Annotated in this window: 16 protein-coding genes; 9 read left to right on the forward strand and 7 right to left on the reverse strand. The window is 74.5% G+C overall.

Annotation, left to right across the window (positions count from 1 at the left end; all coding sequences use genetic code 11):
* Positions 1–57: 57 nt before the first annotated feature.
* A complete protein-coding gene (locus tag C8054_RS19995; RefSeq protein ID WP_233219733.1) occupies positions 58–408 on the reverse strand; it encodes a hypothetical protein in 351 nt (116 codons plus the stop codon).
* A gap of 200 nt (positions 409–608) precedes the next feature.
* On the opposite strand from C8054_RS19995, the gene C8054_RS20000 reads away from it, so the two are divergent.
* The 5 genes from C8054_RS20000 to ung all read left to right on the forward strand — a co-directional run bounded on the left by C8054_RS20000 (position 609) and on the right by ung (position 5,602).
* Complete coding sequence (locus C8054_RS20000; RefSeq protein ID WP_107158816.1) at positions 609–2,078, forward strand: NAD(P)H-hydrate dehydratase; 1,470 nt, start codon at positions 609–611, stop codon at positions 2,076–2,078.
* Positions 2,079–2,161: 83 nt separating this feature from the next.
* Entirely contained in the window at positions 2,162–3,280 is a 1,119-nt protein-coding gene (gene alr / locus C8054_RS20005) for an alanine racemase (RefSeq protein WP_107158818.1), read from the forward strand.
* On the forward strand, positions 3,277–4,368 hold the full coding sequence (locus tag C8054_RS20010; RefSeq protein WP_107158820.1) for an alpha/beta fold hydrolase: 1,092 nt from the start codon (positions 3,277–3,279) through the stop codon (positions 4,366–4,368). The genes alr and C8054_RS20010 overlap by 4 nt, the downstream gene beginning before the upstream one ends.
* Positions 4,365–4,847: a tRNA (adenosine(37)-N6)-threonylcarbamoyltransferase complex ATPase subunit type 1 TsaE gene (tsaE, locus tag C8054_RS20015; RefSeq protein WP_107158822.1), complete on the forward strand. Its 483-nt coding sequence runs from the start codon at positions 4,365–4,367 to the stop codon at positions 4,845–4,847. Before C8054_RS20010 ends, tsaE begins: the two co-directional genes overlap by 4 nt.
* A 53-nt stretch (positions 4,848–4,900) precedes the next feature.
* On the forward strand, positions 4,901–5,602 hold the full coding sequence (ung, locus tag C8054_RS20020; protein WP_107158825.1) for a uracil-DNA glycosylase: 702 nt from the start codon (positions 4,901–4,903) through the stop codon (positions 5,600–5,602).
* Here ung and C8054_RS32830 read toward each other — a convergent pair.
* Positions 5,591–6,028, reverse strand: a complete 438-nt coding sequence (locus tag C8054_RS32830; protein WP_233219734.1) for a hypothetical protein — start codon at positions 6,026–6,028, stop codon at positions 5,591–5,593. The two genes, ung and C8054_RS32830, sit on opposite strands and share 12 nt — an antisense overlap.
* A 54-nt stretch (positions 6,029–6,082) precedes the next feature.
* Entirely contained in the window at positions 6,083–6,355 is a 273-nt protein-coding gene (locus tag C8054_RS32835) for a helix-turn-helix domain-containing protein (RefSeq protein WP_233219735.1), read from the reverse strand.
* Between the two features lie 161 nt (positions 6,356–6,516).
* Between C8054_RS32835 and tsaB the strand changes: the two genes are divergently transcribed.
* Genes tsaB through C8054_RS20045 form a run of 4 tightly spaced genes read left to right on the forward strand, consistent with a single transcriptional unit; the run spans position 6,517 to position 8,994 of the window.
* Positions 6,517–7,230 carry a tRNA (adenosine(37)-N6)-threonylcarbamoyltransferase complex dimerization subunit type 1 TsaB gene (gene tsaB / locus C8054_RS20030; RefSeq protein ID WP_107158827.1) on the forward strand — a complete coding sequence of 238 codons (714 nt, stop codon included), beginning with the start codon at positions 6,517–6,519 and terminating at the stop codon, positions 7,228–7,230.
* Complete coding sequence (gene rimI / locus C8054_RS20035) at positions 7,227–7,670, forward strand: ribosomal protein S18-alanine N-acetyltransferase (RefSeq protein ID WP_107158829.1); 444 nt, start codon at positions 7,227–7,229, stop codon at positions 7,668–7,670. The genes tsaB and rimI overlap by 4 nt, the downstream gene beginning before the upstream one ends.
* Positions 7,671–7,676: 6 nt before the next feature.
* Positions 7,677–8,723, forward strand: coding sequence for a tRNA (adenosine(37)-N6)-threonylcarbamoyltransferase complex transferase subunit TsaD (gene tsaD, locus C8054_RS20040; RefSeq protein ID WP_107158831.1), 1,047 nt, complete (start codon positions 7,677–7,679; stop codon positions 8,721–8,723).
* A 16-nt stretch (positions 8,724–8,739) separates the two neighbouring features.
* Positions 8,740–8,994 (forward strand): hypothetical protein, encoded by a 255-nt coding sequence (locus C8054_RS20045; protein WP_107158833.1) that lies wholly within the window; start codon positions 8,740–8,742, stop codon positions 8,992–8,994.
* Between the two features lie 83 nt (positions 8,995–9,077).
* Here the strand turns inward: C8054_RS20045 and C8054_RS20050 are convergent, their stop codons facing one another.
* The 4 genes from C8054_RS20050 to C8054_RS20065 form a co-directional block, all read right to left on the reverse strand.
* A complete protein-coding gene (locus C8054_RS20050) occupies positions 9,078–9,815 on the reverse strand; it encodes a DUF4142 domain-containing protein (RefSeq protein WP_107158835.1) in 738 nt (245 codons plus the stop codon).
* Positions 9,816–9,914: 99 nt separating this feature from the next.
* Positions 9,915–11,090, reverse strand: a complete 1,176-nt coding sequence (locus tag C8054_RS20055; protein WP_107158837.1) for an ROK family protein — start codon at positions 11,088–11,090, stop codon at positions 9,915–9,917.
* Between the two features lie 30 nt (positions 11,091–11,120).
* Positions 11,121–12,380: a sugar ABC transporter permease gene (locus C8054_RS20060; protein ID WP_107158839.1), complete on the reverse strand. Its 1,260-nt coding sequence runs from the start codon at positions 12,378–12,380 to the stop codon at positions 11,121–11,123.
* A complete protein-coding gene (locus tag C8054_RS20065) occupies positions 12,377–13,195 on the reverse strand; it encodes an ATP-binding cassette domain-containing protein (protein WP_107158841.1) in 819 nt (272 codons plus the stop codon). Before C8054_RS20065 ends, C8054_RS20060 begins: the two co-directional genes overlap by 4 nt.
* Positions 13,196–13,262: the final 67 nt, after the last annotated feature.

Raw genomic sequence — 13,262 nt, forward strand, 5'->3', positions numbered from 1 at the left:
GCCCCGGACCCCGGGTCGCGTCGGTCGGGCGCGGGCGGCGCCGCGTCTCGCCGCTGGTCATCGGGCGCCGTCCGGAGCGCCGCCCGCCGGAACCGGGCGGACGGGGAGGCCGGCGGCGCTCCGCGTGAGGCGGCGGGCGGCCCGGTCGTCCACCGCCTCGTAGCCGTCCGCGCCGCCGCGCAGCGCCTCGGCGGTGGTCGCCACCCGGGCCGCGAGCGCGCCGGACCAGCGGCGCAGTGCGTCGGCCAGCTCGTCGAGCGCCGTGTCGGCCCGCCAGCCGTCCGGTGGCGGCGCCACCGGCCCCGGCGCCCCGCCCGGCCCGTACGCCAGCCGGTGCGCGTCGTCGGTCAGCTCCCGGGCCACCGTGCGCAGCAGCTCCGGATCGACGCTGAACGGCTCCTCGACCACGACGACCTCCCCACCCCGCCGAGCCCATCGGCCGGACCCGGACAGCGGGGACGCTAGGCCGGCGGGAGTCGTCCGCGCCGACCCTGTGGACAACGGCCCCGGTTGTCCACAGGGCTGTTCCGGTGCCCCGCCCGGCCCCCGCGCCGCCGGTAGGGTGAGGCCGTGATCGCAGCCGACGGGCACGGACGGGGCGGGACGGCATGAGACCGGTGTGGCGGGTCGCGGATGTGCGCGCGGCGGAGGCAGGGCTGATGGCGACCCTCCCGTCCGGCGCGCTGATGCAGCGGGCGGCGGCCGGGCTGGCCCGCCGGTGTGCGCTGCTGCTGGCCGATCGGGGCGGCGTCTACGGCGCCCGGGTGCTGCTGCTCGTCGGTTCCGGTGACAACGGCGGCGACGCGCTCTTCGCGGGGGCGCGCCTGGCCCACCGGGGCGCGGCGGTCGCCGCCCTGCTGCTCGCCCCGGAGCGCGCCCACGCCGACGGCCTGGCCGCGCTACGCGCCGCCGGTGGGCAGGTGGTCGACCGACCACCCGCCGGGGTCGACCTGGTGCTCGACGGCATCGTGGGCATCGGCGGCACCGGTGGGCTGCGGGAGACCGCCGACCAGCTCGCCGCGAGCCTGACCGAGCACCGGGGGCGGGACGGCACGCGGGCCACCGTGGTCGCGGTGGACGTGCCGAGCGGCGTCGCGGTCGACACCGGCGACGTCCCGCTTACCGACGCCGGCCGGCCGCGCGCGGTCCGCGCCGACGTGACGGTGGCGTTCGGCGTGCTCAAGCCGGCTCTGGTGGTCGGCCCGGCCGCCGCGCTGGCCGGGCAGGTCGACCTGGTCGACATCGGGCTCACCCCGTGGCTGCGCGGCTCCCCGGCGCTGGGGGTGACCGAGTGGTCCGACGTGGCCGCCTGGTGGCCGGCGCTCGGCGCCGCGTCGGAGAAGTACTCCCGCGGGGTGGTCGGGGTGGCGACCGGTTCCGCCACCTACCCGGGTGCGGCGGTGCTCTCGGTCGGCGGCGCGCTGGCCGGTCCCACCGGCCTGGTCCGCTACGCCGGTGGCGCCCGGGCCGAGGTGGTGCACCAGCACCCGTCCGTGATCGCCACCGACCGGGTCGCCGACGCCGGCCGGGTGCAGGCCTGGGTCTGCGGCTCCGGGCTCGGCACCGGTGACGCGTCCGCCGCCGAGCTGCGCGCGGTGCTGGCCACGTCGGTGCCGGTGGTGCTGGACGCCGACGCGCTGACGCTGCTTGTCGACGGCAAGCTCGCCGATCGGCTGCGCGGGCGGGACGCCCCGATCGTGGTGACCCCGCACGACCGGGAGTACGCCCGGCTCTGTGGCGAGATGCCCGGTGCGGACCGGGTCGCCGCGGCGCTGCGGCTGGCCGCCTGGATGAACGCGGTGGTGCTGCTCAAGGGGGACCGGACGATCGTCGGCACGCCCGACGGCCGGGCGTACGTGAACCCGACCGGCACCCCGGCGCTGGCCACCGGCGGCACCGGCGACGTGCTGGCCGGGCTGCTCGGCTCGCTGCTCGCGGCCGGTCTGGCCCCGGAACGGGCGGCTGCCGCCGCGGCGTACCTGCACGGGCTGGCCGGTCGGGAGGCGGCCCGCGGCGGCCCGGTGACCGCGCCCGACGTGGCCGTCGCGCTGCGCCCGGTCCTCGCCCGCCTGGCCTGATCCGGGTGCCGGCGCTGGCCGGCGGGGGCGCCGGCCGCGCGGCTCCCGGCCACGATGATCACCGGCGGAAGTAGGCTGGGGGCATGTGGCAGTCGGAGGTGCGCGTCGATCTCGACGCGATCCGGGAGAACGTGGCCCGTCTCAAGGCCGGCACCAGCGCCGAGCTGATGGCGGTGGTCAAGGGCGACGGGTACGGGCACGGCATGGCGCCGGCGGCCCGCGCGGCGCTCGACGCCGGGGCGGACCAGCTCGGCGTCTGCACCCTGGACGAGGCGCTCCGGCTGCGTCAGGAGGGGATCACCGCGCCGGTGCTGGCCTGGCTGCTCGATCCGGGTCTGCCGCTGCACGACGGGATCACCGTCGGCGTCGACCTGGGCTGCGCCAGCCTGGGTCAGCTCGACGAGATGATCGAGGCGAGCCGCCGGGCGGACCGCCCGGCCCGACTGCACCTCAAGATCGACACCGGGCTGTCCCGGGGCGGGGCGACCGTCGCCGACTGGCCGACGTTGCTGGAGGCCGCCGCGAAGGCCCAGGCCGACGGCCTGGTCGAGGTGGTCGGTGTGTGGAGCCACTTCGTGTACGCGGACTCGCCCGGCCACCCCACCACGGATCGCCAGCTCGCCGTCTTCCGGGAGGGGCTGGAGATGGTCACGCGGGCCGGCCTGCGGCCCCGTTACCGGCACCTGGCCAACTCGGCGGCCACGCTCACCCGGCCGGACACCCACTTCGACCTGGTCCGTCCCGGCATCGCGGTCTACGGTCTGTCGCCGATCGCGGGCGAGCGGTTCGGTCTGCGCCCGGCGATGACCGCCCGGGCCCGGGTGATGCTGACCAAGCGGGTGCCGGCCGGCACCGGCGTCTCCTACGGCCACACCTACCTCACCGAGGCGGAGAGCAACCTGGCCGTGGTGCCGCTCGGCTACGCCGACGGGGTGCCCCGGCACGCCTCGAACACCGGTCCGGTGCTGCTCGGCGGCGAGCGGCGGACCATCTCGGGCCGGGTGTGCATGGACCAGTTCGTGGTCGACTGCGGTGACGACGAGGTGGCCGCCGGCGACGTGGTGACGCTGTTCGGCAGCGGCGCGGCCGGCGAGCCCACCGCCGACGACTGGGCCGAGGCGGTCGGCACCATCAACTACGAGATCGTCACCCGGTTCGGCGGTGTGCGGGTGCCCCGCGTCTACGACGGCGAGAAGCCATGAGCCAGCGGCTGCGGGTGCCACGTCCGCGAGGCGCCGCGGGGAAGGTCGCCGGGCTGGTCGGCGCCGCCGTCGGGGTGGCCGCCGCCGGGCTCGCGGCGGGCGTGGTCAGCGAGCGGGTGCTGGTCCGCCGGCTCAAGAACGACCCCACCGACCGGTACGCGCACGAGGTCTTCGGGCAGCAGCGCCACGACGAGGCGTACCGGCTGGAGATGCCGGACGGCACCGACATCCACGTGGAGGTGGTCGAGCCGACCCGGCCGGTCGCCGGGCACCCGACAGTGGTGCTGGTGCACGGCTTCTGCCTGGACATGGGCACGTTCCACTTCCAGCGCAAGCTGCTCGCCGAGCGGGGCGACTACCGGGTGGTCGCGTACGACCAGCCGGGGCACGGCCGGTCCGGGCGGCTGGAGACCGGTGAGTACGACCTGACCGCGCTGGGCCGCACGTTGCGCCGGGTGCTCGACGAGGTGGTCCCGGAGGGGCCGCTGGTGCTGATCGGGCACTCGATGGGCGGCATGACGATCATGGCGTTGGCCGAGCTGTACCCGGAGCTGTTCGGCGACCGGGTGGTCGGCACCGTGCTGATGGCCACCTCCGGGGGTCTGGCAGCGGAGACGAAGCTGGTGGCGCCCGCGCTGCTCGGACGCGTGGGCGCGCCGGTGCTCTACATGATGAGCAACGCCACCCGGTACGGCGGCACGGTGATCGACAAGGCCCGCAGGTCGACCTCGAACGTGGCCTGGCTGCTCACCCGCAAGTACGGTTTCGGCACCCCGAAGCCCAGCCCCGCCCTGGTGTCATACGTCGAGACGATGAACTCCCGCACCTCGGCCGACACGGTCACCCGTTACCTGCGGACGCTGGCCACGCACTCGCGGTTCCCGGCGCTCGCCGCGCTGGCCGGCACGCCGGTGCTGGTGATCGTGGGGGACAAGGACATGATCACGCCGGTGACACACTCGGAGGAGATCGTCCGGCGGCTGCCGGACGCCGAGTTCGTGAAGATCCACGACAGTGGGCACGTGGTGATGCTGGAGCACGCCGACGAGGTCAACGCGGCGCTGGAGCGGTTCCTGGAGTCGCTGTGACGGTGGTGGTGGAGCTGAAGACCCTCGACGACACCCACGGGTTCGGGCGGCGGCTGGCCGGGGTGCTGCGCGCCGGCGACCTGCTGCTGCTCAGCGGTCCGCTGGGGGCCGGCAAGACCGCGCTGACCCAGGGCGTCGGCGCCGGCCTGGGCGTACGCGGCGACATCACGTCGCCCACCTTCGTCATCGCCCGCGTGCACCGGCCGGACCTGGCGCGGGGTGGCCGGGTGACGCTGGTGCACGCCGACGCGTACCGGTTGGGGGAGTCCGCCGATCCGCGCGCCGAGATCGACGACCTCGACCTCGACGCCTCGGTGGACGAGGCGGTGACCGTGGTGGAGTGGGGCGAGGGGATGGTGGAGCAGTTGGTCGACGCGCACCTTCGGGTCCGCATCGACCGGCGGGACGACGACACGCGGGTGGTCACGCTGGAACCGGTGGGCGGCGACTGGGCGGCCCGGCTGGCGACCCTCGACTGAGCGCTGTCGTACCCGCTGCCTAGAGTCCCGGGGACGACTGCGAAAGGTTGCCGATGCCCGACGACGTTCCCGCCCTCGACCTGTTGGCGCTCCTGCCCGAGCCGTGGCGGGAGGCGCTCACCCCGCACCTTGATCCGGCCCGCACCGCGGCGTTGGCCGACTTCGTCGCCGGGGAGTACGCGACAGCCACGGTCTTCCCCCCGCTGGCGGACCTGTTCTCCGCCTACCGGTTGTGCGGGCCGGCGGAGACCCGGGTGCTCATCCTCGGGCAGGACCCCTACCACAAGGCGGGGCAGGCGCACGGGTTGAGCTTCAGCGTGCGGGACGGCGTGGCGGTGCCGCCGTCGCTGCGCAACGTCTTCAAGGAGCTGGGCGAGGACCTGGGCGTGCCGAAGCCGCGCAGCGGCAACCTCGACGGCTGGGCCGCCCAGGGTGTGCTGCTGCTCAACTCGGTGCTCACGGTCCGCCAGGCCACCCCCGGCTCGCACGCCAACCGGGGCTGGGAGGAGTTCACCGACGCCACCATCCGGGCGCTCGACGGGCTCGACCAGCGGGTGGTCTTCCTGCTGTGGGGCGGCTACGCGCGCAAGAAGGCGGCGCTGGTCACGAATCCGCGGCACGTGGTGCTGGAGGCCGGGCACCCGAGCCCGATGAACCCGCGCGGCTTCCTGGGCAGCCGGCCGTTCAGCGCGGCCAACAAGGCGCTCGCCGACGCCGGTCTGCCCACCGTCGACTGGGAGCGCTCAGCCGGCTGACCCACCGGTGGGGCCGGCCGTGCCGGCCGTTCCTGCTGCGCCGGCCGTCCCTGCTGCGCCTGCCGCCAGGCGGTGCCGGTGCCGGCGCAGCAGCTCGGCCGCGTGCCGGTCGGCCACCTCCACCTGGACCAGCGGCTCGACCGGGTAGGTGCGCCCACCCAGCCGCACCTCGATCGGCTCGGGCAGTTCCTCGACCATCCGGGCCCGCAGCTCGCCGTGGCGGGTCCGCCAGCGGTGCTCGCCCGGCTCCTCGGGCTCGTGGCGCACGCCGCCCCACTCCTCCCAGCGGGCGTTCCACCGCTGCGCGAGCGCCCGGGACAGGAACGCGGTGAACGAGGGGGAGTCCCGCCACCGCACAGCGATCTCGACCGCCTCCACCGGTATCGGCGCGCCCTGCACCACGGCCGCCGTGCTGCCGGCCAGCACGTGGGGCAGGTCGCCGAGCGCGTCGACCAGGCGGTCCAGCCCGAGCCGATCGAGTCACTCGACCGGGTCGGTGCCGGCCAGCTCGTCGAGCGCCGCGTCCAGGTGGCTGTCGAGCGGCTCGGCCTCGATCCGTAGCTGCCGGTCGAGTGCGGCGAGGAGACGCTCCACGGTGGTCAGGCCGGGTAGCCGGTCGCCTCGTTCGATCCGGGCGATGGCGGCCTGGCTCAGCCCGGCGCGGGCGGCCAGTGCCTGCTGGGTGAGCCCGGCCCGGTCGCGTTCGTGCCGCAGCGTGCGGGCGATCTGGTGGGCCAGGTGACTCTCCGTCATCCCGGCAGGGTGGCACATCGCGGCGGAGCGATATACCGCTGGGTCATCTTTATGACACCTGGGTATATCGCTGCACCGCATGGTGTTTCCTCCGGACGCTACCGTCCGTGACGGCATGCGGTGGGCGGCCCAGGTCGGGGGACGGGCTAGGCTGGCTTACCGTGCTCGTACTCGTGGTGGACTCCTCGACGCCCGCGGTGACCGCGGCGCTGGCCGATGTCTCGGCGGACGGCGTCGTGCTGCGCGCGTCCCGGTGCACGGTCGACGCCCGGGCCCACGGCGAGCTGCTCGCGCCGCAGGTCGACGCGGCGCTCGCGGACGTGGGCGCGCGCCCGGCCGACCTGGGCGCGATCGTCGCCGGGCTCGGCCCCGGCCCGTTCACCGGGCTGCGGGTGGGGCTGGTCACCGCCGCCACCATGGGCCAGGTGCTCGGCGTCCCGACGTACGGCGTCTGCTCGCTGGACGGCCTCGGCCAGCCGGCCGCCGCAAGCCACCCCGCCGCCGCGGGCCATTCCGCCGCCGCGGGTGAGCTGGTGCTGGCGGCGAGCGACGCGCGACGGCGCGAGGTCTACTGGGCCGTCTACGACGGCGCCGGGCAGCGCGTCGCCGGCCCGGACGTGGCCGCTCCGGCGGTCGTCGCCGAGCGGGCGCGCGACCTGGCGGTCACCGTCGCGGTCGGCGACGGCGCCCAGCGGTACGCGGACGTGCTCGGCCTGCCGCTGCGGGCCGAGCCGCGCTACCCGGACCCGCTGGCGCTGGCCCGACTCGCCGCCGAGCGGATCCGCGCGGGTGCCCCGGGTGAGGCGCTCACCCCGCTCTACCTGCGCCGCCCGGACGCGGTGGCGGCCACCGGCCACAAGCCGGTCCTGCGATGAGGCTGAGCCGGTTCCGCTGGTGGCACGTCGACGAGGTGCTGCCCATCGAGGAGGACCTGTTCGGCGCCGAGCAGTGGTCCCCCGGCATGTTCTGGAACGAACTCGCCAACGGGCACTTCTACCTGGTCGCCGTCGACGACGACGGCACGGTGGCCGGCTACGCCGGGTTGGCCGTGGCCCCGCCCGACGAGGCGTGGGTGCAGAACATCGCGGTCCGCCGGGACGCCCAACGCCGGGGCGTGGGCCGGCTGCTGCTGGAGGCGCTGCTCGCCGAGGCGGCCCGGCGCGGCATCCGCAGCACACTGCTGGAGGTCGCCGCCGACAACGCTCCCGCGCAGCGGCTCTACGCCACGTACGGCTTCGAGCCGATCGGCGTGCGGCGCGGCTACTACCAACCGAGCAACACCGACGCGCTGGTCATGCAGCGCCACGAGGACTGAACGCGGATGGCTGACGAACCCCTGATCCTCGGCATCGAGACGTCCTGCGACGAGACCGGTGTGGGCATCGTGCGCGGGCACACGCTGCTCGCCGACGCGCTGGCCTCCAGCGTCGAGGAGCACGCCCGGTTCGGCGGGGTGGTGCCCGAGGTGGCCAGCCGGGCCCACCTGGAGGCGATCGTGCCCACCATGGACCGGGCGTTGCGCGAAGCCGGCGTCACCATCGCCGACATCGACGCCATCGCGGTCACCTCCGGTCCGGGTCTGGCCGGCGCGCTGCTCGTCGGCGTCGCCGCCGCCAAGGGGTACGCGGTGGCCGCCGAGAAACCGGTGTACGGGGTGAACCACCTCGCCGCGCACGTGGCCGTGGACACGCTGGAGCACGGCCCGCTGCCCGAGCCGGCGATCGCGTTGCTGGTCTCCGGCGGGCACTCCTCGCTGCTGCGCGTCGACGACCTGGCCCGGGGTGTGGTGCCGCTCGGCGCCACCATCGACGACGCGGCCGGGGAGGCGTTCGACAAGGTGGCCCGGCTGCTCGGGCTGCCGTTCCCCGGTGGCCCGTACATCGACCGGGAGGCGCGGGCCGGCGACCCGGCGTCGATCGCCTTCCCGCGCGGACTGACCGCCGCGAAGGACCTGGTCGGACACCGGTTCGACTTCTCCTTCTCCGGCCTGAAGACGGCGGTGGCCCGCTGGGTGGAGGCGCGGCAGCGGGCCGGCGAGCCGGTGCCGGTGGCCGACGTGGCGGCGTCCTTCCAGGAGGCGGTCTGCGACGTGCTGGTCGGCAAGGCGCTTGACGCCTGCCGCAGCAGCGGGATCGACACGTTGGTGATCGGCGGCGGGGTGGCGGCCAACTCCCGACTGCGGGCGATGGCCGAGCAGCGGGCCGCGAAGCACGGCGTCCGGGTGCGTACGCCCCGGCCGAAGCTCTGCACGGACAACGGCGCGATGGTGGCGGCGCTCGGGTCGCACCTGGTCGCCGCGGGGGTCGCCCCGAGCCGGCTGGACCTGCCGGCCGACTCGGCCATGCCGCTGACCGTGGTCAGCGTCTGACCGGGGAGGAACCGACATGATCGTCCGGATGTGGGAGGCGAAGGCCGAACCGTACGGCTTCGCCGAGCTGATCACCTGGGTGTGCGAGACCGCACTGCCCGAGTTCGAGCACGACCCGATGCACGTCGGCAGCGAGGTGTTCTCCTCCACCGACCACCGGCTCGTGGTCATCTCGAAGTGGCGCAACAACCCCCGGGAGCTGCCCGAACCGCCCACTCGCCTGGTCGCCCGTGCACCGCACAGCTGGGACTTCACCGAGGTCGACCGCTAGGCGACGGTCGTCACGGCGTCCGCGTAAGGAGGGGCCCCTTCCTAACGCCTGGCGTATAGGAAGGGGCCCCGCTTAACACCCCGTCAGGCGCGGCGCATCAGCCGCCAGGTGGTGTACCCGCCGGTGCCCAACGCGAGCAGGAAGACCGCCCACACGATCCCGGTGCCCACCTGGAGCCCGCCGCCGCTGGACGCGTTGGCCTGGGCGGCGGCGACCAGCGAGTCGCTCTGCGCGGCCGGCAGCGCGGGCGGCGGCAACTGCTGCCAGCGGACCAGCCCGGTGCTCTCCAGCATGGTCATGTGGTCGTTGACGAACTTGTTGGCGTCCTCGGCGAGCTTGCGCACGACCGGGTCCTTGGTGCTCGCCCGCACCGCCCCGATCACCGGGAAGATGTTGCCGTGGGCGACCCGGAGCCGGGTGACGAAGATCTGGTCGAACTGCGCGCCGCTGGCGTTCTGCATCTCGGTCAGCCAACCCTTCTGCTGGGTCGTCGGGTCCGTCGGCAGCACCGCCCCCAGCTTGTTCGCCGCCTCGACCACCAACTGGTCCAGGACACCGTGCTGGCGGGCGATCTCCGCGCCGACCTCCCGTACCCGGGGGGACTGGCCCTTCTCGGCGGCCATCGTGCCGGCCGGCATCTCCCAGAGGCCGGCCAGTCGGACGCCGTTGAGCAGCGTCATGTCCGCGGCGTTCATCTGCACCCCGGGATTGGGTGCGGCCAGAGCCGCGCCGGGAAGAACGCCGATCCCCGCGCCGATCGCGACGAGCAGCAGGGTCACCCGGTGCGCCAGCCGGCGACGTGCGGATTCCAGCGATGCCATGGTTGCGGTGCCTCCTCGGTCCGGACCGGTACGCGGGGTCGCGGGACGGCCGAGCCCACCGGCCGCCCGTCCGCACGTTGGTACGGATCACCGGGCCGATCAGTTCAGCGGGTCGGCCAGGAGGCGTTCGAAGGCCAGCTCGGCGGCGCCGACGAGGGCCGCGTCGTCGCCGAGTTCCGGGGTCCGCAGCCGCACGTGCTCCAGGCAGGCGGGCAGCCCGTTGCGGTTGAGCCGGCTGCGCACCTGGGCGGCGGCGGCCAGGTAGAGGTCGCGCATGGTGCCGCCGAAGATGACCATCTCCGGGTTGAAGATGTTGACCAGGTTGGCCACGCCGAAGCCGAGCCAGTCGCCGGCCTGCCGTACCGCGCTCTGCGCGCGGGCGTCCCCGCGGTCGGCCGCGTCGAAGACGCTCAGCAGCGCGTCCCGGCCGCGCGCCTCGGCCCGGCCGGCGGCCCGCAGCAGCCCGTGCTCGCCGATCTCGGTCTCCCAGCAGCCGTGCCGACCGCAGTCGCAGCGCGCCCCGTCGCGGACCACCACCATGTGGCCGACCTCGCCGCCGTAGCCGCCGTGCCCGGTCAGCCGCCGGCCACCGGCGATGATGCCGGCGCCCACGCCGACGTCGCCGTACAGGTAGATGACGTTGTCGCAGCCGGTGGCCGCGCCGCGGGCGTGCTCGGCGAACGCGGCCACGTCGGCCACGTTGCCCACCGTGATGGGGACGTCGATGCCCAGCTCGGCGGCGAGCGCCGCGCCGATCGGCTGGTCCACCCAGCCGGTGGTGGGGCTGAGCCGCACCAGCCCGTCGTCGCGGCGCACCATGCCGCAGACCGCCACTCCGGCGCCGACGCAGAACGAGCCGTCCGGCACCGCCTGGTGCATCTCCTTGACGGCGCCGGCCAGCAGCGGGGCGGCCTCGCCGGCGACCAGGTTGCGCGGCCGGTCCAGCTCCCGGCGGTCGAGCACCTCACCGCCGAGACCGACCCGCGCGGCCCGCAGCCGGTCCACCTCGACGCTGTACGCGTACGCGTAGACCCGTCCCGACTCGGGCCGGACGACGAGTGACGGTCGTCCGGCCCGGCCGGTCTCCTTCGGCGTCCCCTCGCTGACCAGACCGGCGCCGGCCAGGTCGGCGGTCAGCGCGCCGATGGTGCTGCGGTTGAGCCCGAGCGCGGTGGTCAGTTCCGCGCGCGTGGTGGCCCCGTGCACGTGCACGTAGCGGAGCAATGCGCCCAGGTTCTGCCGTCGGATCTCGTCCTGACTGGGACCCGCGCGCATTGCCACTGCCATGGTGTGTCCGTACCCGGGTCAGCGCGTGCCGGTGGCGGCGGCCCGCCGCCTCGACAGCGCGTCGATGGTCGCCGCGGCGAGCAGCACCACGCCGGTGACCACGAACTTGACGCCCGAGCTGTATCCCATCAGTCCCATACCGTTGTCGATCACCGCGACCACCGCGCCGCCGAGCACGGCGTCGAGGACCCGGCCCTTGCCGCCGAAGAGGCTGGTGCCGCCGATCACCGCCGCGCCGACGGCGTACAGCAGCACGTTACTGCCACCGGTGTTGGGGTCGACCGAGTTGGCCCGGCTGGCCGCCACGATGCCGCCGATGGCGGCCATCCCGGAGCAGATGACGAAGACCGAGATGCGGATCTTGTCCACGTTGATGCCGGCCCGGCGGGCCGCCTCGGCGTTGCCGCCGACCGCGTAGATGTGCCGGCCGTAGCTGGTGCGCTGGAGCACGAACGTCCAGACGACCAGCAGCAGCGCGATGATCGGCACCACGATCGGCACGCCCTTGAGCGAGACCACCAGCACGTTGCGGCTGCGCTCCAGGTTCAGCACGTAGACCGCGACACCGAGCACCACGGCGAGCCCGCCGATCCGCGCGGCCACCACCGCGATCGGGTCGGTCACCAGGCCCCGGGCGGACCGGTTGCGGTGCCGCAGGAGCTGCACGGCCGCGTACCCGGCGATGGCCAGCGCGGCCAGCGCCCAGCCCAGCACCGGGGAGATGTTGCGGTTGGCGATCGCCACCAGCACGTCGTCGCGGACCGCGATGTTCGCGCCCTCGTCCATCAGCGTCAGCACGACGCCCTGGAAGGCCAGGAAGCCGGCGAGCGTGACCACGAAGGACGGGATGCCGACCTTCGCGACCAGCAGGCCGAGCACGACGCCGATCACCACGCCGGTGACGACGGCGGCCAGCACCGCCACGTACCAGGGGTAGCCGAGCACGGTGACGGTGTTGGCCAGGATCGCCGCGCAGACGCCGCTGGCGAACCCGGCGGAGAGGTCGATCTCGCCGAGCAGCAGCACGAAGACCAGACCCATCGCGATCAGCGTGACCGCGGCGCCCTGGGTGAACAGGTTGGCGAGGTTGCCGGCCGTGAAGAACGACGGGCGGGCGATCGAGAAGCCCACCGCGAGCACGACCAGCATGACCACGGCGGGCAGCGCGCCGATGTCGCCGCCGCGTACCCGGCGCCAGTAGTTGTTCACGTGGCTGCCCACGGTCGGCGCCGGGGCGACGCCGGCCGGGCCTTCCTTCTTCACGACGGTGGCGGTCATCGGACGGCTCCTGGTGTGGTGTCGGCGGGCGCGGCGCCGGTGCCGTTGCTGCCCGGTTCGCCGGCGAGGCCGAGGCCGCCGGAGCGGCCGGCGGTGATCAGCTCGACCACCTGCGAGTGGGTGATGTCGGTGGTCTTCACCTGGGCGACCATCTGGCCGAGGTAGAGCGCCGCGATCCGGTCGGAGACGGCGAAGACGTCGTTCATGTTGTGCGAGATGAGCACCACGGCCAGGCCGTTGTCGGCCAGCCGGCGGACCAGCTCCAGCACCTGGGCGGTCTGCGCGACGCCGAGCGCGGCGGTCGGCTCGTCCAGGATGACCAGCCTGCTGTTCCAGAGCACCGCCTTGGCGATGGCCACCGTCTGCCGCTGGCCGCCGGAGAGGCTGGACACGTGCTGGCGCAGCGACTTCACGGTCCGGACGCTGAGGCCGGCGAGCGTCTCGGCGGCCATCTGCTCCATCGTCGGCTCGTCGAGCACGATGCCGCTGCGCTTCTCCCGGCCGAGGAACATGTTCTGCACGATGTCGAGGTTGTCGCAGAGCGCCAGGTCCTGGTAGACGACCTCGATCCCGAGCGCGGCGGCGTCCCGGGGGCTGCTGATGCTCACCGGTCGGCCGTCGAAGAGGAACTCGCCAGCGTCGGTGGGGTAGATGCCGCTGATGCACTTGACCAGGGTCGACTTGCCGGCGCCGTTGTCGCCGACCAGCGCGGTCACCTCGCCGGGGTGCGCGGCGAAGGCGACGTCACGCAGCACCTGGACGGGACCGAAGCTCTTGTCGATCCCGCGTAGCTCCAGCAGGGGGGTTGCGGACACGGGGGTCTCCTTTGGGCGGAGGGAGGTCTCGGATCCCGTCCGGCGTGGGCGCCGCCCGGCGCGGGAG

Origin of the sequence: Micromonospora sp. RP3T (assembly GCF_003027925.1) — a bacterium.
GTDB lineage: Bacteria > Actinomycetota > Actinomycetes > Mycobacteriales > Micromonosporaceae > Micromonospora.